The sequence below is a fragment of the Neobacillus endophyticus genome (assembly GCF_013248975.1).
In the GTDB taxonomy this organism is placed as follows: Bacteria; Bacillota; Bacilli; order Bacillales; family Cytobacillaceae; genus Neobacillus; species Neobacillus endophyticus.
The window spans coordinates 275,032-300,344 of record NZ_JABRWH010000002.1 but is presented as its reverse complement, the minus strand read 5'-3'; the positions used below and the strand labels follow the sequence as shown (position 1 = coordinate 300,344).

Below are 25,313 nucleotides of genomic sequence, written 5' to 3'. Positions count from 1 at the left end.
CTACTTTACGGAAGAAATAATTCCTGTGGTTTCTTGTATCTAGAAGAGTTTTTCTTTATAATAAATAGTAGAATAAAAACAAATTTAATAGATAGCCAAAGGGAAAAACCCTAAGTTTATCACATATAAATTATATGTGTTAATCGGGTTTTTCCCTTTTTTGTTTTTATGTATAAAAATTAATATATAGAGAGGTAAGAGTGGAGATTGTTGTTATGAAAATGCTGATTCTAGATAATCAAAGTCCTTATCGGCTTGGAGCGCAAAAGCTAATAGAGCTTAGATTCCCCAACGTAGTAACGGACTGCCATAATGTGGACGCGCTATTTGATATGGAATATATCGCAACTGCAGAAATTTTACTAATAGATCCGTCGGGCCTTTCTTCGGATTCGGCTGAAAAGGTTAGAACGCTTTTGACACAAGTGATACAAAAAGGCGTGGATGTCATTGTCTATACTACCAGTGTTCCAACTGATTTCTTAATGGATATGCTCTCGATTGGAGTAAAAGGATACCTACTAAAAAGCTCTAGTTATGATTTTTTTATGCAGGGAATTTGGTCAGTGATGAACGGGGAACGGTATGTAGATATTTCGTTGGTTTCCTCTTTAATAGGGAGAATAATGAATACACCAATTAACGCGGAGTCCTCCATTGGGACACCAGGTAAGGTTTCTCCTGAGGACATCTTAACTAAGACGGAATGGGCCATTTTGGAGCTGTTTATAAAAGGTTCCTCTAATGCGGAAATTGCTAAGACGTTGTTTTTATCAGAAAGTACGATATCACAATATATGAGAAAAATTACATCGAAATTTGAAGTTCCGTCACGAACAGCTGCAGCAATCAAAGCCGTAGCTAACGGATGGATTGATGTCTCTGAGTATTTATACTAAAACTATTAAGAACTCCAAAAGATACTCGCAAAAAGTGCAATGTGTATTGTATATTTGTTGTACAAAACAAGTTGCAATGAGTGTTTAACAATGAAATTTTGAAAAAAGTGGTCTCGGACATCTAAAACTGATTAACGTATGGATTATGGGCGTTTCCTTCTTTGTGCACGATGGTGAAAGGAAACGTCCAATTATTATAATTTTGTGCATCGCGTACTAGTTAGGTGGGAATTATGCTTTTCGTTAGTAAAAAAACTAGGATTGTTTTAGGTATTTTTGGTATTTTGTTAGTTTTGACTGCTATAATGTTCAGGCGATTACCTGAGTTCATTACATTACTATATTTTGTTATGAGCATTATTGGTATAGGAATATTATATTCCGGAATTTCCAGCCAAAGAGATAACTAACCATTCTAGTTTAGAAGGGGTATAAGATTGAAACTAATCATTACACTTGGCATATTCATTGTACTTCTACCTGTTGCATTTTTTATTGGATTAATGGCAACGGATGACGGCGTTCTTGCTCATTTTTGGAGAGGGTTCCTCTGGATAGAGGGAGTTCCGTTATTTTTTCTCGTTCTATGGATATTGGAATTGTTTCTAATTCTGATAGAAATAATAGCGGAGAAAATCATAGAGATCAGAGGTAATAAGAAGTCAGATCGATAAGAGGTAAATCTATGCAAGCTCCGAGCATTTGGTATTATAATAACATTTTTGAACATAGGGACAACATCCCAACTGTCTAGAGGACTATCTATCTTATTTGAGGGAGATCGGAACATGTTTTTAGAAATAAACGAAAAGCTTGTGAAAATACAGGAAAAGTTGCGCAAAAAAGAAAAGTATCAATTGCAGTTAAATGAATATGAAAAGGAATGGGAATCCATTCAGGAAACAGTTCGTCAATTGGAAAAAACCTTGCATTCGGAAGAAAAGGATGTCAAAAGATTGGAAGGCATCAGCCTTGTTCGCCTATTCGCTGAACTGTCCGGTACAAAAGAGGAAAAGCTAGCGAAAGAAAAGGAAGAACTGGTGCTTGCCCAATACCGCTTGGAAGAAGCGATGCGGTCAAAGAATCACATTGAAGAAGAGAAAATTCGAATTGAAAACGAATTGTCAAACTTAGGTCATGTTGAATCCGAGTATCAGAATTTGCTTTTGGAAAAAGAAAGCCTGTTGAAATCGAGCCAGTCCCCTATAGCGGAAAAAGTGCTGGAAATGAGTGAACAGGAAGGAATCCTTCAATCCAAAATGAAGGAGTTGGATGAAGCTATCGCTGCCGGTGAAGAACTATCGAACTTCTTAGATGAAGCATTAAGGGCACTTAAGGAGGCACGGAGCTGGGGGAACGTTGACATGTTTACCAAAGGCGGCTTTATAACGGATATGATGAAACATCAACATATTAACAATGCCGAAAAGTCGATTCGAAAGGCACAGGCAAGTATGCGGTCCTTTCAAAAAGAACTGTTGGATGTAAACAAAACTTCCAATATTGAAATCAATATCTCAGACATGCTGACGTTTGCTGATTTCATTTTTGACGGATTCATTACCGATTTCATGGTGCAGGGGAAGATCAATAAAGCATTGAACCAAACTCAGGATGAATATGACAACACGACGGAAATTGTCATGAATTTGAATCGAGAATACAATGAAACACAATTGGAACTCGAAAAGATCAAAAAAGAAAAACGGGAAATCCTTGAAAAATTGTAGTTGCTAATTACGATTATTATATGTTCATTGGTGCCCCTAAAAATTGGGCAACCCTTATAAATATCCGAAGCTATTGGGTTCTACATAGGGGAATTAATTAAATAGGAGTTAATTTATTAAAAAAATATCAATCGTTGCTATTGTTTTAATAATTTTAGCAATTGGGACTATACAACTTTTCTCTACAAAAACTATTAGTGTCAGTAATTTGGGCGTTTCCGAATATACGGTTAATGACGAAATTATTAAGCTAAAGGTGGATTGTGGTGATTCAGGTATCATCATTAAAAAGTACTCATATGAGTACAAAAATCACTCGCTTTATATAACATTAAAAGGGAATGCTTTTTCCTCAAGCAACAAAGGAATTGATACCCTATCAATAAAAAATACCTTTAACGGATTAGATAACATTTATTTGTTCGATGGAAAAAGTTCCAAAAAAGTTTGGAGCCAATCTAATAAGTTACAGAGTACCATTCAGAAGTTAGAAGGGGATAATGCTTCAGAAAAAAATTATCTTTTTTATAACGAAGCGGACGACTTAAAAACCCTTAGACTTAACTTTAAATCAGATTACAATGAAGAGCCTATTATAGGAGTCACGCTTTATAAAGATGGTGAACCAGTGTCTACGAAAGTACAAATCATAGACACCAGTATTCACGATGGAGGTCATTTTACAATAGGACTAAAACAATATGTACAATATTTTAATGAAATAAAGCTTTTAACTGACCAAAACAAAACCCTTACATTGAAAACGGGGCAATACTTTTTTGAAAAAGTAAATATAAAAAATGAAATTCCAGAAAAAGAGCGTTTATCTTTAGAGAGCTATAATACGTGGGATGATGGAGCAAAATTCAGATTTAATGCTAGCTTTAGCTATACGACAAAAGGTCTTTTAAACTACCAGGTTTATTTACCAAAAGGTAGCTTAAATAATTTAAAAATAAAAGAAAATCATTCTACAAAAGAACAAGGAAATAGATTAAATATTACTGTTAATTGCGATAGTCCTAAGAAAGTCGAACATGCTGCATCTTACGAAATGATGATTGTTCAAAATAACGGAACTAAACAATATGTTATGAATACTGTGTCAGTAGCAATTCAACCGGATGATAAAAAGTAGCCATTAACTTAATAATTGATATTATCGGTGAATCTATTGCTAATTAAGAGGGGTTTTTAGGTATGTCAGTTAACACTAAGGAACACCAAGAAAAAACAAATACAAAGGTTTCCGACAATAAACGTGGAACCGTCACTGTTATCTGTGGGCCGATGTTTTCGGAAAAAAGTGGTGAATTAATACGGAGATTATTAAAATTGGAGAAGTACGGAAGGAAAAAGGTTAAAGCGTACAAACCATCTATAGATACAAGGTTTTCGGAAGACGAAATTGTTAGCCGTATCGGCTATAGGTTCCCAGCTACGAATATTCCTAAACAATTAACAGGTCAATAACCCCCACCAAATGAGCTAGCGCTCACTTGGAAGGGGCTTGCGATTTCGTGAGCCAGATTGACTAGCCTCAGCACTTTTGTGCTACGTTCATGGAGTCATGACACCTGACGGTGCCTATCCTAGCTGTCAGCCCTGTCGTCTGTGGTTAAAAGTCTTATAGGGTAATAGGCGGTGTTACAGACGCAAAAAGCTCCTTGAACATTGGCGAAGGATACCAAACTCCAAAAGGAGGTACACACGTTATGTTCGTGTACGTAGTTAACAAACATGGCCATCCACTTATGCCATGTACACCTAGAAAAGCAAGAGTACTGTTAAAAAAGAAACAGGCAAAAGTCATCAAACGAGAACCTTTCACCATTCAACTTCTTTACGGTTCCAGTGGCTACAAACAGCCTATTTCTCTCGGAATTGACGCAGGAACCAAACATATTGGCTTTTCCGCGACATCCGAAAACACGGTTTTTATAGAAGGGGAAGTGCAACTTCGTACCGATATACAAAACTTACTTTCGACTCGCAGGGAATTTCGAAGAGCAAGACGGAATCGCAAAACACGATACCGCCAAGCCCGTTTTCAAAACCGTAAAAAATCCGAAGGATGGCTAGCACCATCCGTTCAGCATAAAGTGGATTCGCATATACGCTTGATTGAGAAACTCCACAAAATTCTTCCCATTACAAGCATAACAGTGGAAGTCGCACAGTTCGATACGCAAAAATTAAAAAACCCCGACATACGAGGAGAAGAGTACCAGCAAGGCGACCAACTTGGTTTCTGGAACACAAGAGAGTACGTGTTATTCCGCGACAAGCACAGCTGTCAACAATGCAAAGGAAAATCCAAAGACAAGATTCTTAATGTGCATCATATTGAGAGCAGAAAGACGGGCGGAGATAGTCCCGATAACCTAATCGCCCTTTGTGAAACCTGTCATGACTATATCCATCAACACCACTTAGAGCACCTATTTACGCGTAAACGTAAGACTTTGCGGGATGCTTCCCATATGACCGTCATGCGGTGGTTCATTTACAACGGGATTCAAGAACGTTTTGAGAATGTTCATCTCACGTATGGCTATCTTACGAAACATACGCGCATCAGCCATGGACTAGAGAAATCTCATGAAGTGGATGCACGGTGTATTAGCGGAAATCCTTTAGCGCACCCAACGCAACATGTATTCATTTTGAAACAAGTGAGACGGAATAACCGTCAGCTGCATAAAGCCACTATTTTAAAAGGCGGCATTCGCAAAGCCAACAAAGCAGAGAAGTATGTGAAAGAATTTCAGTTGTTCGATCAGGTCAAGTACGAGGAACAAGCATGTTTCATTTTTGGGAGACGGAGCACAGGATATTTTGACTTACGGTTATTAGATGGAACCGTGATTCACCGTAGTGCCAGCTACAAAAAACTAATACCGCTCGCAAGAGCGAGTACATGGTTAGTCGAAAGGAGGGAACGGCAAGGAGACCCCCACTAAACGCTGTCGCTTTTTAGATGGGGGTCTCCTTGCCGTGGCGATACCGAGGACTATGAACCACGTTGTAGAAATTGTTATGTTCCGCCAACAAAAGCATAAAAGGCCACCCCCTTAACAAATTAGAAAACATATATTTGTTCGATGGGAAAAATTCTAAAAAAGTTGGGAACAATCTAATGCAAGGAGGAGGAATGTAAATGTCAGCAGTAAACAAGCTGAAAATAGATGAGCAAAAAGTGTTGAATGACATCTATGATTTGGTGTTAGATCCGAACACATTGGAACAGGAAAGAAATGTTTTGTTGTCCTGTAAAAATACTATTGAAAAAGGAGGCAATCTATTTATTTGCATAATACAATTACAAAATGATTTACGTCCATTCGCAATAAAACAAGAACTCTCTACAAAAGTTTCGAAATATTATGTAGAAATTTCAAACTATAAGACTTTTGATAAGCGATTTGGTAGAGGATTATCTTTTTGGTAGATGCGTCCTTCCGGGGTAAGTCCGGGGTTCAATGTTCTTTTCAGTTATAACCCTTATGACATGATTTTTTCCACATTCTGTATACTAATTTTCAATACCGATATATAAAAAGGGTGATTTCATCACAACACGATAAATTTTTAACTAAATATGAAACATAAACTCTTTTTAATGATAAAAAGAAAAAGAAATGCATAAAATATTAATACCACATCGTAAATAGCATGAATAAAAGAAAAAAAGCACCCCATATTTGTATCGGAATGACTTCGCAGCACTATCGGTATTGAGTTATGTTTTACATTTATAATGGTTTGCACCATATTTATATCGGTATAGCCCCAAATGAGTATCGGTATTCTTAGGATGACCCCATATTTATATCGGTTTCACCCCAGTTAACAAGTGGTATTACCCCAATTAACAATCGGTATTACCCCATATGAGTATCGGTATTACCCCATATTTATATTGATATGCCCCATATTTATATCGAAATAGGCTCTCAATCCCTTAATATGACAGTCTTTTTTTGGCCTCTTAACAAATATAAACAAAAGAAACATCTATAATATATATAATATATAAAAACATGAGATCCTTAAAAAATCATAAATGTGGATAACCCCTAATTTACACCCCATATAACTATCTATATTGCAGTTATGTTACTTTTAGCAAAAACTTCTCTTTCTCTGTTATATTTTTGCTAAAATATAGTCGAAATATGCAATAAAGGATTTGGTGGGGCTATTATGGTGAATGATGTAGCAGTAGCAGAAAAACAACTTTCCTGGGAAGAACAATTATTTGAAGCAGCGCCAAAAGGCCACTATTATGTAAATCAAGCTCCAAGTCTAATTAATATGGCTCAAAACTTAAGCTTAATAGAGCGCAGAGTGATCTATCCTGTTATTGCCTTAGTTCAACCAGACGATACAGATTTTAAAACCTATGTACTTCGAATTAAAGATTTAGCTGATTTAATTGGTTATAAAGGCAAGAATATTTATCAGCAAGTTGAAAAAGCCATTGATGGAATAATGAAAAAGCAAATTGTGATTTACTCTACGGATGGTAAGCAAAAGATTGTTGATAAAATCCAATGGGTAGAACGCGCCAGATATATGCATGGAGAAGGTGTTGTACATATCCAGCTATCCAGAACTCTATCCCGCTATCTTCTAAATCTAGAACACTATGTAAAGTACCAACTCATGCATGTTCTAAAGCTTGGCAGTGAATATTCCTGGAGAATCTATGAGCTGCTAAAAGAATATGAGTGGAGAGACTTGCCGATTGAACAAACAACAAAGACCGATAAGAAAAAATGGAAATCTTATCGGATTATAAAAGTTTCCGAATTACGTCGGATCCTTGAGATTGACGATGATAAATATACTGAAATGAGTAATTTCAAAGCTGTTGTTTTAAACAAAGCAAAGAAGGAATTAAAAGAGAAAACAGATATTGTTTTTGATTTCGACACCCATAAGAAGAAAGGTCGTAACATTGACTCGTTTATCTTTTATATAAATAAAAATGATAAAAAATCTGAAGAACTTAACATTGATTCAGCCAGACATGATGTACAATCATTCATCCATCTTCTGATTCGGCATGAAATTAGAAGAGATAAAGCCATTCAATTAGTGGAAAAATATAATTTTGATTACCTTGATGCCAATATTCGCAATGCCCTTGTTAATTATGGTTGCAGAATTGGATCTCCTAAAATTAACCATGAATTACTATTTTAGTTATCCTTCTTAAATACTACTTTTAACATTTGAACACCTGAAACATCAATTGTAGCTGGTATCGGATCATTTTGAGTTTCCAAAGTGCCACTAGTATATAGAACTTTTCCGTCTCCATAAACAATAATACTACCTGTATCTCCTGAACCAATACCATTATCGTCTAACCCAACTTTAAATGAAAGCTTACTATACTTTCCACTTAACTTGTAATTTATACTATATTCGTTTTGGGAATCTACTTTCTTAGGTACTCCAATACCAAAAAGCAGTTGATGCGAGTTTACTACAAAACTAGAACCATCCTCCCAACCGTTAAAATAAATGTTATCAGAATCGGCCGAATAGTAATTTAAGTTTTGCAGTTGTATTGAACCATTTGCTGGAAGAACACCAACATATAATGCGTTTAAACCTGTATTATATCTGTAATTGGTGTCGTATCCAGTTAATGCAGGGACAATCCCGTCCAGAGCAACATATTGTTTCCCCTTATATGAAACAAAGTCTGCATTTCTTTCTTTGGCACCATCAATATAAATAGTTCCATTTGTTTGAGAGATAATGGAATTCAAATTTGATTTCAATGTATTATTCTGTGCAGTTAAACTGTTAACCTGCGCAGTTAACTTTTTATTCTGTGCAGCTAAATTGTTGTTACTAGAAGTCAAACTTGATATTTTCGCATTTAAAGCCTTGATTTGATTTTTCAATGAAGTTAGTGAATCCCCACTTGCAAACGATACCGTGGGAACACCAACTAAAAGTAAGGTTGCGAACAATGATGTTAATACTTTCTTTCTCATGAACTTTCTCCTCTCGAAAAGTAAAAAAATATGAAATATAGGTAAAAATACCATATATGGGTAAATATTACTAGTTGCTTCTTGTTAATGGTTGCATTTACCACTATACAAACGCAGGTAGACAGTTATAAATGAGAATTTTCAAACGAATTACAAAAAACAATTCCTTAGGCATATTTAGCAAGCTTCATGGATACTATTAGTAATGTAATCAAAAGGGAAACTTAAATAGTTAGCGAAATATAAATAATATAATCGATTCTAGATTTGGAGGAGAGCTTATAATGGACAGAATTTCTTGTTTAGCCTATCTTCTTTACAATTCTTCTGAGAATCAAGACATTAGAGAAACGGCCATCCAATTACTAAATGGTGACGTGTCAATTCGTGATCTAAAGAAAAATACAGCGATTAAAGCAACGCTAGTTACCCTGGAGTCCTTATTGAAAAAAAGACGAGTCAACATGAACCAAGTACGTCAATTTGTAGAGAAATATATGTTTGTTGAGGTTTAATGCCTAGAAATTAATTAAGACAAATGCCCCTACCTTTCCTTGGTAGGGGCATTTCAGAAGGCAGGGGGCCCACCCAAAAACTCGTACATGAGTTATTTTGTACCTTCTTTGGCGTCAGAAGAGGGCACAAAGGATAAAACAATCGTACCTCCAACCAATCCTATTAACCATTTCAAGTCTAACCCACTGGTCGCCCCTTTAATGATCAAAGCTAGGATCATCCCTGCAATTAAGTACCATTTATCTTTAATCCATTTCATTTAGAACACCTCATTATAAAAATATCAAAAAGAAGTAGTTTTATTTTTTCTTAACCGTTAAAGGAATATATCCAATAAACTCTTTTAACTGTTCTTCTGAAATTGTACGCAAAGGAAAAACATAAGCGCTATCAGCGTTGATATATAGATAAATATATCTTTTTGTTTGAACAAATTTAGATATATTCGACCACTTCATAGAAGCCTGAAGCTCGGAAGAAAAAAATGAAATCCCATCTTGGTTGATTGTATAAGTCCTAACTCCATGTTTTTCTACAGTTTTATCACTGTTTAAAATCACTCTCATTAAAAGTATAACAAGGAAAAGGAACGGTAGAAACAATATTATTAACCCCGCAGAGGGTTGGGCGATGGAAATTATGCACCCAAGTATAAATAACAATACGCTCAACATAACGAAATGAGACTGACTTTTCCATAATGTCAGGAATCATTTTTAATGGCGGTAATTTCGGAAACGCAAGTGACGGCGACAAACAGGAGAAAACGACTTTACAGAAGGGGAAAGATACACATACGAAGAGTATGAGTTTTGGACACGGAAATGTTTTGTCTTAGAAAATCTTATTCGTTACCGAATCGGCTTTATTCCTCAGAGATTAACAGACTCGTATCTTCATAACTATGTATCCAAAATAATCGAATCAAGTAAAAAGGAAATGGTTATTCAGCAGTCAAAAATCAGTCAATAAGTGTACGGTACGTTTTTTGAAGGAGGAATAAAAAATGAGTTTGTTTCAATTGAATTATGTTGTAGATGGAACCGAAGCAGTATCTTTTGTAGTAGCTAAAAATAAAGAGCAAGCTGAAGAACTTCTAAACTAAGGTGAAAATATAAAGGTGATCTCAATAAAAGCGTGTGATTTAAAAGCAGCAAGCATTATTCATACGGAAGTTTTTGAAACAATTTAAATTAAGGGTTTAAACGGTGTATCTGAAACCTTGGTTAATGCTTAATGCGAGGATATAGACTTATTTAGCTTTTTACCTATTGCTCTTCACGTACCAGTATGTAAATCCACCTAATATAGCCAAAAAGGCAATAATCACAATTAAAATAATCAAATCTAATGACAATTTTATACCTCCTTTATGGATAGTATCTCCTATAAAGAGGCATAAAACCATTATTGTTATAGTTTTACACAATCGAGTGCAAAATGTTTTCCGACCGAATTTTAAATGGTGAACGGTCGGAAAACTACAGGAGGACGATTTAATTGATACAAAATAAGGGTTTTTTGAAATTTGTTCATTCAAAAGGCCACCTCTATGTGTACTTGGCAAAAGGAATTAAGGAAAACGGAAAAAAGAAAACGATAACAACATTCGGGTTTGGAAAAATGCCACTTGCCCTAGAAAAATTGTATTCCTGGCGTAATGAGTACGAAACGAAATTTCCTCAGCAGTTAATGGATATGGGATATAATTGGAATGATCTCCACGATTGGATATTATCCATTGAAACAGGTTATAGCAAGACAGGAAGGAAGTTAAAGATAGGTGGTGTTGAGTAGTTGCAGGATTATTTGTGGTTAGAAAAATATACAGTTTTAGATAAGTCTAATGAGAAAATTATTAAAGAACTTGGAATTCAACCTTGGTTTCATCCTTATTTTGATGTAGCAAAAAATAGAATTCAAAAATTAGTTAATCGATATGGAACTCATCAAGATGCTGCTGACACTTTCTTAGATTTCTTAGAAGAGGAATATGAATATATTGAGAATGAGGATTAAGCCTACTTTAATTAGTAGGCTTTTCGGTTTTCACTTTTTTCGTTTGGTCCAGCCACCGAATAAGGGGATTTTATCTCCATCAAATACAGCTTCAATATCACCGAAACGAAAGAGCTCTTCCGCATTAGGATTATCATCTAACCTCGCCCAAAACCCTTCTCTTTCTTCATCAAATTCTGTTATTAATCCATAATAATAGATATCGTCTTCATCCTCTTTTGTAGTCCAATAACGAACAACGATAGTCACATAGTCGCCTACTTTATAAGGAAAATTAATTAAGTCAGGACCATATATGCTGTCTGCTTTGTACTTTACTTTCATTGCTAACTTCCTCCATATATTTTTCGATTCCACGGTAATTTCCAGTATCCGGCGATGACTTCTGGATAACAGCATTGGCAATACCAATTGTTATATTCTTGTTTCGGCAACTGTTGCATCGTTACGACGGGAAAATTTTTCGCGCAGAAAGCACACATTTCCTTAATGGATTTATTGTTCTCATTTGGTATTGGACATCATCTCCAGACGTTCTTTTTAGCTCTGATTAGTGTACTTTTACTAATCCCTGTTTTTTCTTCAACCTGTTTATATATGAGTGCGTTTTAAGTATCTTCAAGGCATGCTCAATTTGGGGTAGCATCGCATGGGAATCGAGCTAAGGTAAATCATTCCCCCAAAAAAACAATTTTTTGATATTATATTTTGCGAATTATAGCGTTAGTTGAAGTGGATATATTTGCTCAATAAAAGTGTGTGACTTAACGACAACTAACATCATTCATTCTGAAATTTACGAAACAGTTTAGGGGCAAAAATCCATCCTTGAATGCCCTCAAGAATGGATTGTAACATCGACCAAGTTATTCTTGGCATATCACATTATATACTAAAATTTTTGAAATTATTTGCTGATCCTACAATTATATTTCATTGGGTGCAGTCACCAAAGAATAACGATGTGAACGATGAACAAATGAATGTTGTGGATTGGAAAAAAACTTTTTGTTGTAAGTAAAAACAAACGGTGTTATATTAGTAAGGTCGCTTCTCAAAAGAGTAGATAAGCAAACAGAGATTGAAAAAACTTTTTCTTGCTTTTACAAACATAACATGATAAATTATTAAAGTCGCTTTTGAAAAGAGCGTGAAAGTCAATCGAAATTGGAAATAATCAGTGATTGACAGAGTGCGAGGAATGTGATAAATTAATATTCTTGTCGCTTTTTATAAATGACATTGTTCTTTGAAAACTAAACAAACAAAAACGTCAACAAACAATAAATAATCGTGTTTCTTCTATTATATATGAAGAAAACGAGCCAACGTAAAATTCGAGCTATATCAACTTTCTTGGAGAGTTTGATCCTGGCTCAGGACGAACGCTGGCGGCGTGCCTAATACATGCAAGTCGAGCGAATCAATAGGAGCTTGCTCCTGTTGGTTAGCGGCGGACGGGTGAGTAACACGTGGGCAACCTGCCTGTAAGATCGGGATAACTTCGGGAAACCGGAGCTAATACCGGATAATCTTCTTCCTTGCATGAGGAAGAACTGAAAGACGGTTTCGGCTGTCACTTACAGATGGGCCCGCGGCGCATTAGCTAGTTGGTGAGGTAATGGCTCACCAAGGCGACGATGCGTAGCCGACCTGAGAGGGTGATCGGCCACACTGGGACTGAGACACGGCCCAGACTCCTACGGGAGGCAGCAGTAGGGAATCTTCCACAATGGACGAAAGTCTGATGGAGCAACGCCGCGTGAGCGATGAAGGCCTTCGGGTCGTAAAGCTCTGTTGTTAGGGAAGAACAAGTACCGGAGTAACTGCCGGTACCTTGACGGTACCTAACCAGAAAGCCACGGCTAACTACGTGCCAGCAGCCGCGGTAATACGTAGGTGGCAAGCGTTGTCCGGAATTATTGGGCGTAAAGCGCGCGCAGGCGGTCCTTTAAGTCTGATGTGAAAGCCCACGGCTCAACCGTGGAGGGTCATTGGAAACTGGGGGACTTGAGTGCAGAAGAGGAAAGCGGAATTCCACGTGTAGCGGTGAAATGCGTAGAGATGTGGAGGAACACCAGTGGCGAAGGCGGCTTTCTGGTCTGTAACTGACGCTGAGGCGCGAAAGCGTGGGGAGCAAACAGGATTAGATACCCTGGTAGTCCACGCCGTAAACGATGAGTGCTAAGTGTTAGAGGGTTTCCGCCCTTTAGTGCTGCAGCTAACGCATTAAGCACTCCGCCTGGGGAGTACGGTCGCAAGACTGAAACTCAAAGGAATTGACGGGGGCCCGCACAAGCGGTGGAGCATGTGGTTTAATTCGAAGCAACGCGAAGAACCTTACCAGGTCTTGACATCCTCTGACACTCCTAGAGATAGGACGTTCCCCTTCGGGGGACAGAGTGACAGGTGGTGCATGGTTGTCGTCAGCTCGTGTCGTGAGATGTTGGGTTAAGTCCCGCAACGAGCGCAACCCTTGATCTTAGTTGCCAGCATTTAGTTGGGCACTCTAAGGTGACTGCCGGTGACAAACCGGAGGAAGGTGGGGATGACGTCAAATCATCATGCCCCTTATGACCTGGGCTACACACGTGCTACAATGGATGGTACAAAGGGCAGCGAAACCGCGAGGTGAAGCCAATCCCACAAAACCATTCTCAGTTCGGATTGCAGGCTGCAACTCGCCTGCATGAAGCCGGAATCGCTAGTAATCGCGGATCAGCATGCCGCGGTGAATACGTTCCCGGGCCTTGTACACACCGCCCGTCACACCACGAGAGTTTGTAACACCCGAAGTCGGTGAGGTAACCGTAAGGAGCCAGCCGCCTAAGGTGGGACAGATGATTGGGGTGAAGTCGTAACAAGGTAGCCGTATCGGAAGGTGCGGCTGGATCACCTCCTTTCTAAGGATAATGCTGTCCTTTTGGACAGATAATAAGGTTTGTGACACGTTCTTTGTTTGTTTAGTTTTGAGAGAACAATCTCTCTCAAAGCTTTTTTTTATTCGTTCTTTGAAAACTAGATAATCGTATAGAAGAAACCAAGCAAGAACCGAGTAATCGCCATTTTAGTTTTTCTCTCTTATTTTAAGAGTAAAACCTTTTAGGTTAAGTTAGAAAGGGCGCACGGTGGATGCCTTGGCACTAGGAGCCGATGAAGGACGGGACTAACACCGATATGCTTCGGGGAGCTGTAAGTAAGCTTTGATCCGGAGATTTCCGAATGGGGGAACCCACTGCTCGTAATGGAGCAGTATCTTTACCTGAATACATAGGGTACTGAAGGCAGACCCGGGGAACTGAAACATCTAAGTACCCGGAGGAAGAGAAAGCAAACGCGATTCCCTGAGTAGCGGCGAGCGAAACGGGAACAGCCCAAACCGAAAGGCTTGCCTTTCGGGGTTGTAGGACACTCAACATGGAGTTACAAAGGAACGGGGTAGATGAAGCGGTCTGGAAAGGCTCGTCATAGAAGGTAACAGCCCTGTAGTTGAAACTTCGTTCCCTCCTGAGTGGATCCTGAGTACGGTCGGACACGTGAAATCCGGTCGGAAGCAGGGAGGACCATCTCCCAAGGCTAAATACTCCCTAGTGACCGATAGTGAACCAGTACCGTGAGGGAAAGGTGAAAAGCACCCCGGAAGGGGAGTGAAAGAGATCCTGAAACCGTGTGCCTACAAGTAGTCAGAGCCCGTTTATGGGTGATGGCGTGCCTTTTGTAGAATGAACCGGCGAGTTACGATTACATGCAAGGTTAAGTTGAAGAGACGGAGCCGCAGCGAAAGCGAGTCTGAATAGGGCGTATTAGTATGTAGTCGTAGACCCGAAACCAGGTGATCTACCCATGTCCAGGGTGAAGTCCAGGTAACACTGGATGGAGGCCCGAACCGACGCACGTTGAAAAGTGCGCGGATGAGGTGTGGGTAGCGGAGAAATTCCAATCGAACTTGGAGATAGCTGGTTCTCTCCGAAATAGCTTTAGGGCTAGCCTCACGTAGTAAGAGTCTTGGAGGTAGAGCACTGTTTGGACTAGGGGCCCTCATCGGGTTACCGAATTCAGACAAACTCCGAATGCCAAAGACTTATCCGTGGGAGTCAGACTGCGAGTGATAAGATCCGTAGTCAAAAGGGAAACAGCCCAGACCACCAGCTAAGGTCCCAAAGTATACGTTAAGTGGAAAAGGATGTGGAGTTGCTTAGACAACCAGGATGTTGGCTTAGAAGCAGCCACCATTTAAAGAGTGCGTAATAGCTCACTGGTCGAGTGACTCTGCGCCGAAAATGTACCGGGGCTAAACGTATCACCGAAGCTGTGGATTGACATCTACGATGTCAGTGGTAGGAGAGCGTTCTAAGGGCTGTGAAGCGGGATCGGAAGGACCCGTGGAGCGCTTAGAAGTGAGAATGCCGGTATGAGTAGCGAAAGATGAGTGAGAATCTCATCCACCGAATGCCTAAGGTTTCCTGAGGAAGGCTCGTCCGCTCAGGGTTAGTCGGGACCTAAGCCGAGGCCGAAAGGCGTAGGCGATGGACAACAGGTTGATATTCCTGTACCACCTCTTTATCGTTTGAGTGATGGGGGGACGCAGGAGGATAGGGTAAGCGCGCTGTTGGATATGCGCGTCTAAGCAGTTAGGCTGAGAAGTAGGAAAATCCGCTTTTCGAACAGGCTGAGCTGTGATAGCGAGGGAAATAGAGTACCGAAGTTCCTGATTCCACACTGCCAAGAAAAGCCTCTAGCGAGATAAAAGGTGCCCGTACCGCAAACCGACACAGGTAGGCGAGGAGAGAATCCTAAGGTGAGCGAGAGAACTCTCGTTAAGGAACTCGGCAAAATGACCCCGTAACTTCGGGAGAAGGGGTGCTTTTTGAGGTGAATAGCCTCGAAGAGCCGCAGTGAATAGGCCCAGGCGACTGTTTAGCAAAAACACAGGTCTCTGCGAAGCCGCAAGGCGAAGTATAGGGGCTGACGCCTGCCCGGTGCTGGAAGGTTAAGAGGAGGGGTTAGCGCAAGCGAAGCTCTGAATCGAAGCCCCAGTAAACGGCGGCCGTAACTATAACGGTCCTAAGGTAGCGAAATTCCTTGTCGGGTAAGTTCCGACCCGCACGAAAGGCGTAACGATCTGGGCACTGTCTCAACGAGAGACTCGGTGAAATTATAGTACCTGTGAAGATGCAGGTTACCCGCGACAGGACGGAAAGACCCCATGGAGCTTTACTGTAGCCTGATATTGAATTTTGGTACAGCTTGTACAGGATAGGTAGGAGCCTGAGAAGCCGGAGCGCCAGCTTCGGTGGAGGCGTCGGTGGGATACTACCCTGGCTGTATTGAAATTCTAACCCGCACCCCTGATCGGGGTGGGAGACAGTGTCAGGTGGGCAGTTTGACTGGGGCGGTCGCCTCCTAAAGAGTAACGGAGGCGCCCAAAGGTTCCCTCAGAATGGTTGGAAATCATTCGCAGAGTGTAAAGGCACAAGGGAGCTTGACTGCGAGACCTACAAGTCGAGCAGGGACGAAAGTCGGGCTTAGTGATCCGGTGGTTCCGCATGGAAGGGCCATCGCTCAACGGATAAAAGCTACCCTGGGGATAACAGGCTTATCTCCCCCAAGAGTCCACATCGACGGGGAGGTTTGGCACCTCGATGTCGGCTCATCGCATCCTGGGGCTGTAGTCGGTCCCAAGGGTTGGGCTGTTCGCCCATTAAAGCGGTACGCGAGCTGGGTTCAGAACGTCGTGAGACAGTTCGGTCCCTATCCGTCGCGGGCGCAGGAAATTTGAGAGGAGCTGTCCTTAGTACGAGAGGACCGGGATGGACGCACCGCTGGTGTACCAGTTGTCTTGCCAAAGGCATCGCTGGGTAGCTATGTGCGGACGGGATAAGTGCTGAAAGCATCTAAGCATGAAGCCCCCCTCAAGATGAGATTTCCCATAGCGTCAAGCTAGTAAGATCCCTGAAAGATGATCAGGTTGATAGGTCAGAGGTGGAAGCGTGGTAACATGTGGAGCTGACTGATACTAATCGATCGAGGACTTAACCAAGTCATAGCAATATGAATTAAGCGAACTCGTTCTTAAATGTTTCTTCTGTATTATCTAGTTTTGAGGGAATGAAACCTCAACAAAATAGTCTGGCGGTGATGGCGAGAAGGTCACACCCGTTCCCATACCGAACACGGAAGTTAAGCTTCTCAGCGCCGATGGTAGTTGGGGCGAAAGCCCTTGTGAGAGTAGGACGCTGCCAGGCTAAACCCCTATAGGTCTATAGGGGTTATTATTTTGTCTAATTCTATAGTTGGCCCCTTGGTCAAGCGGTTAAGACACCGCCCTTTCACGGCGGTAACACGGGTTCGAATCCCGTAGGGGTCACCATGTTGGAGGATTAGCTCAGCTGGGAGAGCATCTGCCTTACAAGCAGAGGGTCGGCGGTTCGATCCCGTCATCCTCCACCATTTAAACGCCGGTTTAGCTCAATTGGTAGAGCAACTGACTTGTAATCAGTAGGTTGGGGGTTCAAGTCCTCTAGCCGGCACCATGTTTGAGCCATTAGCTCAGTTGGTAGAGCATCTGACTTTTAATCAGAGGGTCGAAGGTTCGAGTCCTTCATGGCTCACCATTTAAATATGCGGGTGTGGCGGAATTGGCAGACGCACCAGACTTAGGATCTGGCGCCGCAAGGCGTGGGGGTTCGACTCCCTTCACCCGCACCAAAGTTGCCGGGGTGGTGGAACTGGCAGACGCACAGGACTTAAAATCCTGCGGTAGGTGACTACCGTACCGGTTCGATTCCGGTCCTCGGCACCACTTAAATGAAACATGCGCCCGTAGCTCAATTGGATAGAGCGTCTGACTACGGATCAGAAGGTTATGGGTTCGACTCCTTTCGGGCGCGCCATATGAACGGGAAGTAGCTCAGCTTGGTAGAGCACTTGGTTTGGGACCAAGGGGTCGCAGGTTCGAATCCTGTCTTCCCGACCAGTTGAGATTTTACATTTATAATATGGGGCCTTAGCTCAGCTGGGAGAGCGCCTGCTTTGCACGCAGGAGGTCAGCGGTTCGATCCCGCTAGGCTCCATTTAGTTTTAATGAAAATGGCGGTGTAGCTCAGCTGGCTAGAGCGTACGGTTCATACCCGTAAGGTCGGGGGTTCGATCCCCTCCGCCGCTATATGAAAAACTATTATTGTTAATGGACCCTTAGCTCAGCTGGTTAGAGCAGACGGCTCATAACCGTCCGGTCGTAGGTTCGAATCCTACAGGGTCCATTTATTCGGAGGAATACCCAAGTCTGGCTGAAGGGATCGGTCTTGAAAACCGACAGGCGGGTTAAACCGCGCGGGGGTTCGAATCCCTCTTCCTCCTCCATAACACTTTCATAATATTATCGCGGGGTGGAGCAGTCTGGTAGCTCGTCGGGCTCATAACCCGAAGGTCGCAGGTTCAAATCCTGCCCCCGCAATATGGTCCGGTAGTTCAGTTGGTTAGAATGCCTGCCTGTCACGCAGGAGGTCGCGGGTTCGAGTCCCGTCCGGACCGTTTTTTTTTTTATCCAGTAGGATGACTACTGTTGATATAGATTTTGTGTGGCTCAGTAGCTCAGTCGGTAGAGCAAAGGACTGAAAATCCTTGTGTCGGCGGTTCGATTCCGTCCTGAGCCATCTTTTTTTATGGAGGGGTAGCGAAGTGGCTAAACGCGGCGGACTGTAAATCCGCTCCCTCAGGGTTCGGCGGTTCGAATCCGTCCCCCTCCACCATTTATAGGGGTATAGTTTAAAGGTAGAACGAAGGTCTCCAAAACCTTTGGTGTGGGTTCAATTCCCATCAATCGCCCCATTTTCAATATTGGGCTATAGCCAAGCGGTAAGGCAACGGACTTTGACTCCGTCATTCGTAGGTTCAAATCCTGCTAGCCCAGCTTATATGGCAGCATAGCCAAATGGTAAGCTGCCAAACCTATATCCCTGGTTCAAATCCGGGATCTCCCTTCGATTGATACATGCCGGTGTGGCGGAATTGGCAGACGCGCACGACTCAAAATCGTGTTCCGTAAGGAGTGTCGGTTCGACCCCGACCACCGGTATTGGTGAAAATAAAATATGATTTGCGGGTGTAGTTTAGTGGTAAAACCACAGCCTTCCAAGCTGTTGTTGTGGGTTCGATTCCCATCACCCGCTCCAACTTGATAGAGTGTAAAAAATATTTTATAATGGGCCTATAGCTCAGCTGGTTAGAGCGCACGCCTGATAAGCGTGAGGTCGATGGTTCAAGTCCATTTAGGCCCATCATCATACATATTCTCATTGTTCCGCAGTAGCTCAGTGGTAGAGCAATCGGCTGTTAACCGATCGGCCGTAGGTTCGAATCCTACCTGCGGAGCCATTTTTATGTTTATGGGGGAAGTACTCAAGAGCTGCTAAGGGAGTAGGTCGGGTAACCGGCGCGAGGGTTCAAATCCATCCTTCTCCGCCATACATATGCTGCGCCTTTAGCTCAGCTGGATAGAGTATACGCCTTCTAAGCGTACGGTCAGAGGTTCGAATCCTCTAAGGCGCGTAAATGTAAATAACGTCATAAAAGCCCACTCTAAGAGTAGGCTTTTATTGTTTTTAGTGCAAAAAATAGGCCACCTTTATCGTAACAAAAGTGTTAATGAACAAATATTAACTACGCCATTATCATAAATTCTTCCACGAATTGAGCTACTTTGTGTGTATCAACCTTTTTGAGTTTTGCTTCGTTTGCTGTGATATGTGTTTTTAATTCTTTTATTTTTTTTATGTCCTTAAGGGATATGTCACCATTTAATAATTGTACGGCGATATTTTTAATTTCCACATTATCCGATTGGTATAAAAGATAAGATAAACAACTGATTTTGTCCATTTTTATCCTCCACTTTTACAAACATACGTTCATACTTTTAATTCGGTATGTTACATACAATTCCCTGCTAAATAAATGTAAATTAAGTTGGAATAAACGGAAAAGGGAGCAAAAGTTCTTAAGCAACAACTGCAGACTTAAGTCTGCTTTATAGCCTTCAAGGCTATTTGTTCTTTAAGAATCGAAATGAACAGGGATTTTAAATAAAGAGTAAAAATGACATAACCTTATTCCGCAATCTGGGCCATTTAATGGAATAAAACTCTCAAGAAAAATTGAATATTTTTTCATCATTAGAATGAAGTTTGTGAAGAATTGCACTTAAACTATAGGGTCAGGTTAGTTGAATAAGGAATGGGAATAATACTCCTAAAAATGTTAGGGTGATAGAAATATGACTACTTTCTTACTTATATCCTGTGTGCCAATTTGTGGTGCTGTTTATGTTTCAAACGACGAGTCGGGTTTTGATTTTGATACCCAAAAAAAAATGCCCTCCCTTCTAAATCATAAAAATCAAATTTCTTAAATTACACAGAAAAAAACAGTTTTTTTATTTCACAAAAGTATGTTCTCCTTAAAAATCAGTCTTTGGTAAGATACTTGGGATCATATGATCAAGGGATTTAGGTTATGCTGACAGATAAAATGTAGAAGAGATTGTGGAGTTTCCTTATTTGCTATAGGTAGTTTCACTACATTTGATAATATTTGGAATAATTATTATGAGGTTACTTTCTTTACCGTTCGTTCTCAATATGTTATAGTGACTATGGAGAGGAGGAAAATAGAATGGCAAGAAGTAAAGAATTCGAAGAGAACGTAGTATTAGACAAGGCGATGAAGCTCTTTTGGGAACAAGGTTATGAGAAGACATCCATGACCGATCTGGTTGAGCATATGGGAATCCACCGCAGAAGTTTGTATGATACATTTGGCGACAAACATACGCTGTTTTTGAAAGCTATGGATCGATTTCGCGATAAAGTCAGTGCTGAGCTTACTGGAGAAGTTAAACGCTCCAAGAATGCAGCGGAGGCTCTTCAGTTTATTTTTAGTTTCATGATATATGGTGAAGAAAACTCTCCTTCAGGCTGTTTAATGGTGAATTCGGCGGTGGAATTGGCAATGCGCGATGCTGATGTGGATTCAAAGTCCACTGAATCGTTCACACTATCAGAGCAGCTACTCAAGGATATTATTGTATGGGGGCAAGAGGAGGGAGAATTTACTTCAGAATATGATGCCGGTGTACTGGCGGAACATCTGCATACTGTGTGTGTTGGGTTAAGGGTAATGACAAGAACCTCCATTCCCAAAGAAAAATTACACCGTATAGCCAATTTATCGATAAAACTTTTAGATAAATAGTTCCTATAAGATAAAGTCTGAACTGTAGTAAAGGTTTCTCCTATGAAGATATCAATGCTTATGCCTTTTTTAGAATGATTGTTCTCATATTTGAGATTTGCCTTGCTTAAGCTCTTTCCATGAAGGGATTTTTCTTTTGTGTTTTTTAGAATGATCGTTCTTGTATATGATTCTTGCCTTACTTAAAAATTTCTCAATGAAGGGATCATTCCTTTGTACTTTTTAGAATGACCATTCCCATATAGCGAGACTTGCCTATGCCCAAAACTTCTCCTTAAGGAAATCATTACTTGCGTAGTTTTGAGGAGTAAGAAATTTTGTTGTACTAAAATAAACATTAAAAGGAGCACATAAAAATGAAAATTTCTGAACAAATCGTATTTGTAACGGGCGCGAACCGAGGTTTTGGACGCCATTTAGCACTTGAACTTCTATCCAGAGGGGCTAAGGTTTATGCGGGTGCAAGAAATCCGGAGTCCATTGACATTCCCGGTGTAATTCCTGTGAAGCTTGATATTACCAACCCTCAAGAGGTAGCTGCAGCCGCTATGGTTGCTAAGGATGTTACGCTTTTGATCAACAATGCAGGATCGTCTACAGGTGCTTCTTTGATTGACGGTGATCTCGATAAAATACATTTGGAGTTTAATACGCATTTCTTTGGCACACTTTCCATGGTTCGAACTTTCGCACCGATTTTAGCAAATAATGGGGGAGGAACGATTCTGAATATTCTTTCCGCATTATCTTGGGTCAGTTCGGGAACTGTTGGCGCTTATACAGCTGCAAAAGCGGCAGAGTGGGCATTGACAAACGACCTACGTTTAAATCTCTATCCTCAAAATGTGAGAGTAGCTGGATTACATGTAGGCTTCATGGAGACAGACATGACATCGAGCTTAGAAGTTCCCAAATCCAACCCTGAGGATATCGCAAAAATTGCTATTGATGGATTAGAATCCGACAGCTTTGAAATTGTTGCTGATGATGTGAGCCGAAAGGTTCAGAAAGGTCTGGCTGGGGGAGTCTCGGCTCTATACCCACATCTCTCCTAATACAAATTACTAATACAGTGATTTGTCCGAAATTTCAAACAAAAGGTAAAAAGACACACGTATACAACGGGTAACATAATTTGAAGAGGAGTGTACAAAAATGGATAAATTGTGGAGCAAAATAAAAATTGGAAATTTGGAATTACCTCATCGTTTAGCGATGGCACCAATGACACGTAGTAGGGCGCAAGAAGATGGTACTCCAGGAGAACTAAGTTCCCTTTATTATGCTCAAAGAGCATCTATGGGATTAATTATTAGTGAAGGTACACAACCTTCTGATGATGGACAAGGTTACTTATGGTCACCTGGTATCTATAATGAAAAGCATATTGAAGGGTGGAAAAAGGTTACGGATGCTGTGCATGAATCAGGTGGATTTATGTATATCCAATTAATGCATGTCGGTCGTATGTCGCACCCTGACAATACACCACATCATCGTCAAGCAGTTGCACCATCTGCGATTGCACCTGGAGTAGAAATGTTTACTGCTAAAGGGATGCAGGAAATACCCGTTCCACGTGAGTTAAGTGAAGAAGATATTCAAGCGACAATTGCAGACTTCCGAAAAGCAGCATCTGCAGCTATTGAAGCAGGAGCTGATGGTGTTGAAATTCATGGAGCAAATGGTTATCTAATTCATCAATTTATCGGAGAAAATTCTAATAAACGAACGGATAAATACGGTGGATCAATAGAGAATCGTGCTCGCTTTGCTATCGAAATAACGAAAGCAATCGTTGAAGAAATTGGAGCAGAAAGAACGGGCTTTCGTATCTCACCAGGGGTACCTCTTGGTGGAATTGAAGAAGGTGAACAGGGTCCTGAAGTTTATCTCCATCTTGTAAAAGAATTAGCTCATTTCAATTTGGCTTACCTTCATGTTATGCATGTAGGAAACGAAACACTGCTCCAAGAAATTCGTTCAATTTGGTCCAATCCATTATTAGTCAATCGAGCTGGTCGAGCTCTAGAAGATATTAGTGTAGATATTGATAATGGCGTTGCTGATATGGTACCAGTCGGTGTATGGTCATTAGCTAATCCGGATTTAGTAGAACGTCTCAAAAAAGGGTTTCCTTTGAATGAAGCAGACCGTACAACATTCTTTGGTGGTAACGGAAGCTTGGGTTATACGGATTATCCTATGATGAAAGAATTAAAATCTCAAGAGGGGTAAGTATAGCTTATAAGATGAAGAATGGCGTACAACTGAAAAATTGTAAGCCATTCTTTCATCAAAATTAGAAATTATGGGAAACAGTTGTCTCGATAATTAATATAATAAAAGTTTGTGCCGCTTTTTTTGGCTCAACCTGAAAATCAGTGTTTGACGCGTGAATTAGGTGTATTTGCAACGTAAGATGCATTCTTGGGCATATATTCCCTTTAAGCACTGGTTTTTGTTTTGAGTCACTTACATTCAACGCGAGAGATTGCATTTCAATGAAAAAGCACCAAATATTGTAAAGGATGAGGATAAAAAAATGAAAGCTGCTCAAATGCAGAAATATTCAAAAGAAGTTCAAGTAGAATTGAATGATGTTAAAATACCAGAATTTAATAGCCGCGAGGTGCTCGTTAAAGTAAAAGCAGCAGGTGTTAATCCATTAGATATCCTTATTTTAAATGGAAGTATTCGAATGATTTCTGATTATGATTTACCATTAACTTTAGGAAATGAACTATCTGGAGTTATTGAGGCTGTTGGAAAAGATGTTAAGAACTTCCACGTTGGTGACCACATTTATACGAGGTTGCCAGTTAATCAAATTGGAGCTTTTGCTGAATATGCGGTCGTCAATGAAGATGCTATATCCATAATGCCTAAAAATCTATCCTTTATTGAAGCAGCCGCTGTTCCTCTCACTGCTTTGACTGCTTATCAAGCATTAAATGATGTACTCAATGCTCAGCCTAACAAAAAGCTATTTATCCCTGGAGGAACCGGCGGCTTTGGTGCTATGGCAATCCCCATCGCTAAATCAATGGGGTTATATGTTATAACAAGCGGCAGTGAAAGAGGTAGATCCCGTACACTGTCGATTGGCGCTGATAAATTCATAAATTACCATGAGGAAAACTATGCCAACATTTTATCTGATATAGATTATGTTATTGACACCTTGGGAGCAAAAGAGATAAAAGCAGAACTTGGTATATTAAAGCCTCAAGGGAAATTAGTATCATTAAAAGCCGTACCTAATTATCGCTTTGCAGTTGAAAATAATTTTCCAGTGTGGAAAAAACTATTGTTTGGTTTAGTGGGTGCTCGTGTAGATTCTTTAGCACGTAAACATAAAAATGAATATCACTTTTTATTCGTGCAAGCCAATGGCAGACAATTACAAAAAATCACTAACCTTGTTGAAAAGGAAAATATCACGCCCTCTATTGATTCAATTTATAATTTTAATGATATTAACAAAGCATTAATAAAAGTTTCTACTGGACACTCACAAGGCAAAGTTATTGTAACCTTTTAATCTAAAATTTAAGTACGTGGAAGAACTCTTGTAAACTATAAGGTGCTTTCCTTTTATAGTTCCAGCTACCAATAGGGTAGCTTTTTATTTATTTCGCAAACGGGGAAGTTCAATTTTAAGATGACTCACAACTGAAAAAATTATTTTATTGACCTTCTTTGGAAATAAAACAGTACCCTTGAAAGAGTGCTGGAAACCTATCTAAGGGATGATGCCTTAAAAGGTATCATCTTTTTATTTATTTTTTATCAGAGATTAGAATATGTGAAGTATTGGACTTAAGTAAAAGGGGCTTGACTTGAATAAGATTTAAGCATTAATCTTCCACAATCAGGCG

At 40.3% G+C, this 25,313-nt stretch carries 20 protein-coding genes, 23 tRNA genes, 3 rRNA genes and 2 pseudogenes; 42 read left to right on the top strand and 6 right to left on the bottom strand.

Features of this window, described 5'->3' with window-relative positions; translation table 11 throughout:
• Positions 1 to 215 precede the first annotated feature (215 nt).
• From HPT25_RS27690 to HPT25_RS27655, 8 genes and pseudogenes are all read left to right on the top strand, one after another.
• Positions 216 to 899 carry a response regulator transcription factor gene (locus tag HPT25_RS27690; RefSeq protein WP_173071970.1) on the top strand — a complete coding sequence of 228 codons (684 nt, stop codon included), beginning with the start codon at positions 216 to 218 and terminating at the stop codon, positions 897 to 899.
• A 437-nt stretch (positions 900 to 1,336) separates the two neighbouring features.
• Positions 1,337 to 1,573 carry a hypothetical protein gene (locus tag HPT25_RS27685; RefSeq protein ID WP_173071968.1) on the top strand — a complete coding sequence of 79 codons (237 nt, stop codon included), beginning with the start codon at positions 1,337 to 1,339 and terminating at the stop codon, positions 1,571 to 1,573.
• 114 nt (positions 1,574 to 1,687) lie between these two features.
• On the top strand, positions 1,688 to 2,629 hold the full coding sequence (locus HPT25_RS27680; RefSeq protein ID WP_173071966.1) for a hypothetical protein: 942 nt from the start codon (positions 1,688 to 1,690) through the stop codon (positions 2,627 to 2,629).
• A gap of 208 nt (positions 2,630 to 2,837) precedes the next feature.
• Entirely contained in the window at positions 2,838 to 3,767 is a 930-nt protein-coding gene (locus HPT25_RS27675) for a hypothetical protein (protein WP_173071964.1), read from the top strand.
• Positions 3,768 to 3,829: 62 nt separating this feature from the next.
• Positions 3,830 to 4,099 (top strand): annotated as a pseudogene (locus tag HPT25_RS27670) (hypothetical protein); the annotation flags it as partial.
• Between the two features lie 245 nt (positions 4,100 to 4,344).
• Entirely contained in the window at positions 4,345 to 5,592 is a 1,248-nt protein-coding gene (gene iscB / locus HPT25_RS27665; RefSeq protein ID WP_173071960.1) for an RNA-guided endonuclease IscB, read from the top strand.
• Positions 5,593 to 5,789: 197 nt separating this feature from the next.
• Positions 5,790 to 6,080: a bacteriocin immunity family protein gene (locus tag HPT25_RS27660; protein WP_173071958.1), complete on the top strand. Its 291-nt coding sequence runs from the start codon at positions 5,790 to 5,792 to the stop codon at positions 6,078 to 6,080.
• A 755-nt stretch (positions 6,081 to 6,835) separates the two neighbouring features.
• The gene (locus tag HPT25_RS27655) at positions 6,836 to 7,840 is read left to right on the top strand and encodes a replication initiation protein (protein ID WP_173071956.1); all 1,005 of its coding nucleotides are present in this window, start codon (positions 6,836 to 6,838) and stop codon (positions 7,838 to 7,840) included.
• Here HPT25_RS27655 and HPT25_RS27650 read toward each other — a convergent pair.
• Positions 7,837 to 8,646, bottom strand: coding sequence for an NPCBM/NEW2 domain-containing protein (locus HPT25_RS27650; protein WP_173071954.1), 810 nt, complete (start codon positions 8,644 to 8,646; stop codon positions 7,837 to 7,839). The two genes, HPT25_RS27655 and HPT25_RS27650, sit on opposite strands and share 4 nt — an antisense overlap.
• 284 nt (positions 8,647 to 8,930) lie before the next feature.
• Here HPT25_RS27650 and HPT25_RS27645 point away from each other — a divergent pair, with 284 nt between their 5' ends.
• Complete coding sequence (locus HPT25_RS27645; protein WP_173071952.1) at positions 8,931 to 9,161, top strand: hypothetical protein; 231 nt, start codon at positions 8,931 to 8,933, stop codon at positions 9,159 to 9,161.
• Between the two features lie 92 nt (positions 9,162 to 9,253).
• Here HPT25_RS27645 and HPT25_RS27640 read toward each other — a convergent pair whose 3' ends face one another.
• A complete protein-coding gene (locus HPT25_RS27640; protein WP_173071950.1) occupies positions 9,254 to 9,421 on the bottom strand; it encodes a hypothetical protein in 168 nt (55 codons plus the stop codon).
• Positions 9,422 to 9,461: 40 nt separating this feature from the next.
• On the bottom strand, positions 9,462 to 9,728 hold the full coding sequence (locus HPT25_RS27635; RefSeq protein WP_173071948.1) for a YcxB family protein: 267 nt from the start codon (positions 9,726 to 9,728) through the stop codon (positions 9,462 to 9,464).
• Positions 9,729 to 9,862: 134 nt separating this feature from the next.
• Here HPT25_RS27635 and HPT25_RS28540 point away from each other — a divergent pair, with 134 nt between their 5' ends.
• The 3 genes from HPT25_RS28540 (at position 9,863) to HPT25_RS27625 (ending at position 11,181) form a co-directional block, all read left to right on the top strand.
• Positions 9,863 to 10,000, top strand: a complete 138-nt coding sequence (locus tag HPT25_RS28540; protein ID WP_217270023.1) for a hypothetical protein — start codon at positions 9,863 to 9,865, stop codon at positions 9,998 to 10,000.
• Between the two features lie 662 nt (positions 10,001 to 10,662).
• Positions 10,663 to 10,959 (top strand): hypothetical protein, encoded by a 297-nt coding sequence (locus tag HPT25_RS27630; protein WP_173071946.1) that lies wholly within the window; start codon positions 10,663 to 10,665, stop codon positions 10,957 to 10,959.
• Entirely contained in the window at positions 10,960 to 11,181 is a 222-nt protein-coding gene (locus HPT25_RS27625) for a hypothetical protein (protein WP_173071944.1), read from the top strand. It begins immediately after the preceding gene.
• A gap of 30 nt (positions 11,182 to 11,211) precedes the next feature.
• On the opposite strand, the gene HPT25_RS27620 is transcribed toward HPT25_RS27625, so the two are convergent.
• Both HPT25_RS27620 and HPT25_RS29440 read right to left on the bottom strand, forming a co-directional pair.
• Positions 11,212 to 11,505 (bottom strand): hypothetical protein, encoded by a 294-nt coding sequence (locus HPT25_RS27620; RefSeq protein ID WP_173071942.1) that lies wholly within the window; start codon positions 11,503 to 11,505, stop codon positions 11,212 to 11,214.
• Between the two features lie 197 nt (positions 11,506 to 11,702).
• Positions 11,703 to 11,818, bottom strand: a pseudogene (locus tag HPT25_RS29440) (recombinase family protein); the annotation flags it as partial.
• A 716-nt stretch (positions 11,819 to 12,534) separates the two neighbouring features.
• Here HPT25_RS29440 and HPT25_RS27610 point away from each other — a divergent pair.
• The 26 genes from HPT25_RS27610 (at position 12,535) to HPT25_RS27485 (ending at position 19,731) form a co-directional block, all read left to right on the top strand.
• Positions 12,535 to 14,084 (top strand): 16S ribosomal RNA (locus HPT25_RS27610).
• A gap of 202 nt (positions 14,085 to 14,286) precedes the next feature.
• A 23S ribosomal RNA gene (locus HPT25_RS27605) occupies positions 14,287 to 17,221 on the top strand.
• Between the two features lie 88 nt (positions 17,222 to 17,309).
• A 5S ribosomal RNA gene (gene rrf / locus HPT25_RS27600) occupies positions 17,310 to 17,426 on the top strand.
• The 16S, 23S and 5S rRNA genes sit together here with 23 tRNA genes alongside, the layout of an rRNA operon.
• A gap of 50 nt (positions 17,427 to 17,476) precedes the next feature.
• A tRNA-Glu gene (locus HPT25_RS27595) sits at positions 17,477 to 17,551 on the top strand.
• Between the two features lie 4 nt (positions 17,552 to 17,555).
• Positions 17,556 to 17,631, top strand: a tRNA-Val gene (locus HPT25_RS27590).
• A 7-nt stretch (positions 17,632 to 17,638) separates the two neighbouring features.
• Positions 17,639 to 17,714 (top strand) — tRNA-Thr (locus HPT25_RS27585).
• A 5-nt stretch (positions 17,715 to 17,719) separates the two neighbouring features.
• Positions 17,720 to 17,795: transfer RNA gene (locus HPT25_RS27580), tRNA-Lys, on the top strand.
• 9 nt (positions 17,796 to 17,804) lie between these two features.
• A tRNA-Leu gene (locus HPT25_RS27575) sits at positions 17,805 to 17,889 on the top strand.
• 5 nt (positions 17,890 to 17,894) lie between these two features.
• Positions 17,895 to 17,983 (top strand) — tRNA-Leu (locus HPT25_RS27570).
• A 14-nt stretch (positions 17,984 to 17,997) separates the two neighbouring features.
• Positions 17,998 to 18,074: transfer RNA gene (locus HPT25_RS27565), tRNA-Arg, on the top strand.
• A gap of 6 nt (positions 18,075 to 18,080) precedes the next feature.
• Positions 18,081 to 18,157: transfer RNA gene (locus HPT25_RS27560), tRNA-Pro, on the top strand.
• Between the two features lie 24 nt (positions 18,158 to 18,181).
• Positions 18,182 to 18,254: transfer RNA gene (locus HPT25_RS27555), tRNA-Ala, on the top strand.
• Between the two features lie 18 nt (positions 18,255 to 18,272).
• Positions 18,273 to 18,346 (top strand) — tRNA-Met (locus HPT25_RS27550).
• Between the two features lie 23 nt (positions 18,347 to 18,369).
• Positions 18,370 to 18,443: transfer RNA gene (locus HPT25_RS27545), tRNA-Ile, on the top strand.
• Between the two features lie 7 nt (positions 18,444 to 18,450).
• Positions 18,451 to 18,543, top strand: a tRNA-Ser gene (locus tag HPT25_RS27540).
• A 20-nt stretch (positions 18,544 to 18,563) separates the two neighbouring features.
• Positions 18,564 to 18,637, top strand: a tRNA-Met gene (locus tag HPT25_RS27535).
• A gap of 3 nt (positions 18,638 to 18,640) precedes the next feature.
• Positions 18,641 to 18,714 (top strand) — tRNA-Asp (locus HPT25_RS27530).
• A gap of 49 nt (positions 18,715 to 18,763) precedes the next feature.
• Positions 18,764 to 18,836 (top strand) — tRNA-Phe (locus HPT25_RS27525).
• A gap of 11 nt (positions 18,837 to 18,847) precedes the next feature.
• Positions 18,848 to 18,932, top strand: a tRNA-Tyr gene (locus HPT25_RS27520).
• Positions 18,933 to 18,939: 7 nt separating this feature from the next.
• Positions 18,940 to 19,011 (top strand) — tRNA-Trp (locus HPT25_RS27515).
• A gap of 10 nt (positions 19,012 to 19,021) precedes the next feature.
• Positions 19,022 to 19,093: transfer RNA gene (locus HPT25_RS27510), tRNA-Gln, on the top strand.
• Positions 19,094 to 19,176: 83 nt separating this feature from the next.
• Positions 19,177 to 19,258, top strand: a tRNA-Leu gene (locus tag HPT25_RS27505).
• Positions 19,259 to 19,281: 23 nt separating this feature from the next.
• Positions 19,282 to 19,355, top strand: a tRNA-Gly gene (locus HPT25_RS27500).
• A 31-nt stretch (positions 19,356 to 19,386) separates the two neighbouring features.
• A tRNA-Ile gene (locus tag HPT25_RS27495) sits at positions 19,387 to 19,460 on the top strand.
• Between the two features lie 22 nt (positions 19,461 to 19,482).
• A tRNA-Asn gene (locus HPT25_RS27490) sits at positions 19,483 to 19,557 on the top strand.
• 100 nt (positions 19,558 to 19,657) lie between these two features.
• Positions 19,658 to 19,731: transfer RNA gene (locus tag HPT25_RS27485), tRNA-Arg, on the top strand.
• Between the two features lie 111 nt (positions 19,732 to 19,842).
• Here HPT25_RS27485 and HPT25_RS27480 read toward each other — a convergent pair.
• Positions 19,843 to 20,061: a hypothetical protein gene (locus HPT25_RS27480; RefSeq protein WP_173071940.1), complete on the bottom strand. Its 219-nt coding sequence runs from the start codon at positions 20,059 to 20,061 to the stop codon at positions 19,843 to 19,845.
• A gap of 792 nt (positions 20,062 to 20,853) precedes the next feature.
• On the opposite strand from HPT25_RS27480, the gene HPT25_RS27475 reads away from it, so the two are divergent.
• The 4 genes from HPT25_RS27475 (at position 20,854) to HPT25_RS27460 (ending at position 24,976) form a co-directional block, all read left to right on the top strand.
• Complete coding sequence (locus HPT25_RS27475) at positions 20,854 to 21,432, top strand: TetR/AcrR family transcriptional regulator (protein ID WP_173071938.1); 579 nt, start codon at positions 20,854 to 20,856, stop codon at positions 21,430 to 21,432.
• Between the two features lie 356 nt (positions 21,433 to 21,788).
• Positions 21,789 to 22,487 carry an SDR family oxidoreductase gene (locus HPT25_RS27470; RefSeq protein WP_173071936.1) on the top strand — a complete coding sequence of 233 codons (699 nt, stop codon included), beginning with the start codon at positions 21,789 to 21,791 and terminating at the stop codon, positions 22,485 to 22,487.
• A 100-nt stretch (positions 22,488 to 22,587) separates the two neighbouring features.
• Positions 22,588 to 23,670 (top strand): alkene reductase, encoded by a 1,083-nt coding sequence (locus HPT25_RS27465; protein ID WP_173071934.1) that lies wholly within the window; start codon positions 22,588 to 22,590, stop codon positions 23,668 to 23,670.
• Between the two features lie 307 nt (positions 23,671 to 23,977).
• Positions 23,978 to 24,976 carry an NADP-dependent oxidoreductase gene (locus tag HPT25_RS27460; RefSeq protein WP_173071932.1) on the top strand — a complete coding sequence of 333 codons (999 nt, stop codon included), beginning with the start codon at positions 23,978 to 23,980 and terminating at the stop codon, positions 24,974 to 24,976.
• Positions 24,977 to 25,313 lie beyond the last annotated feature (337 nt).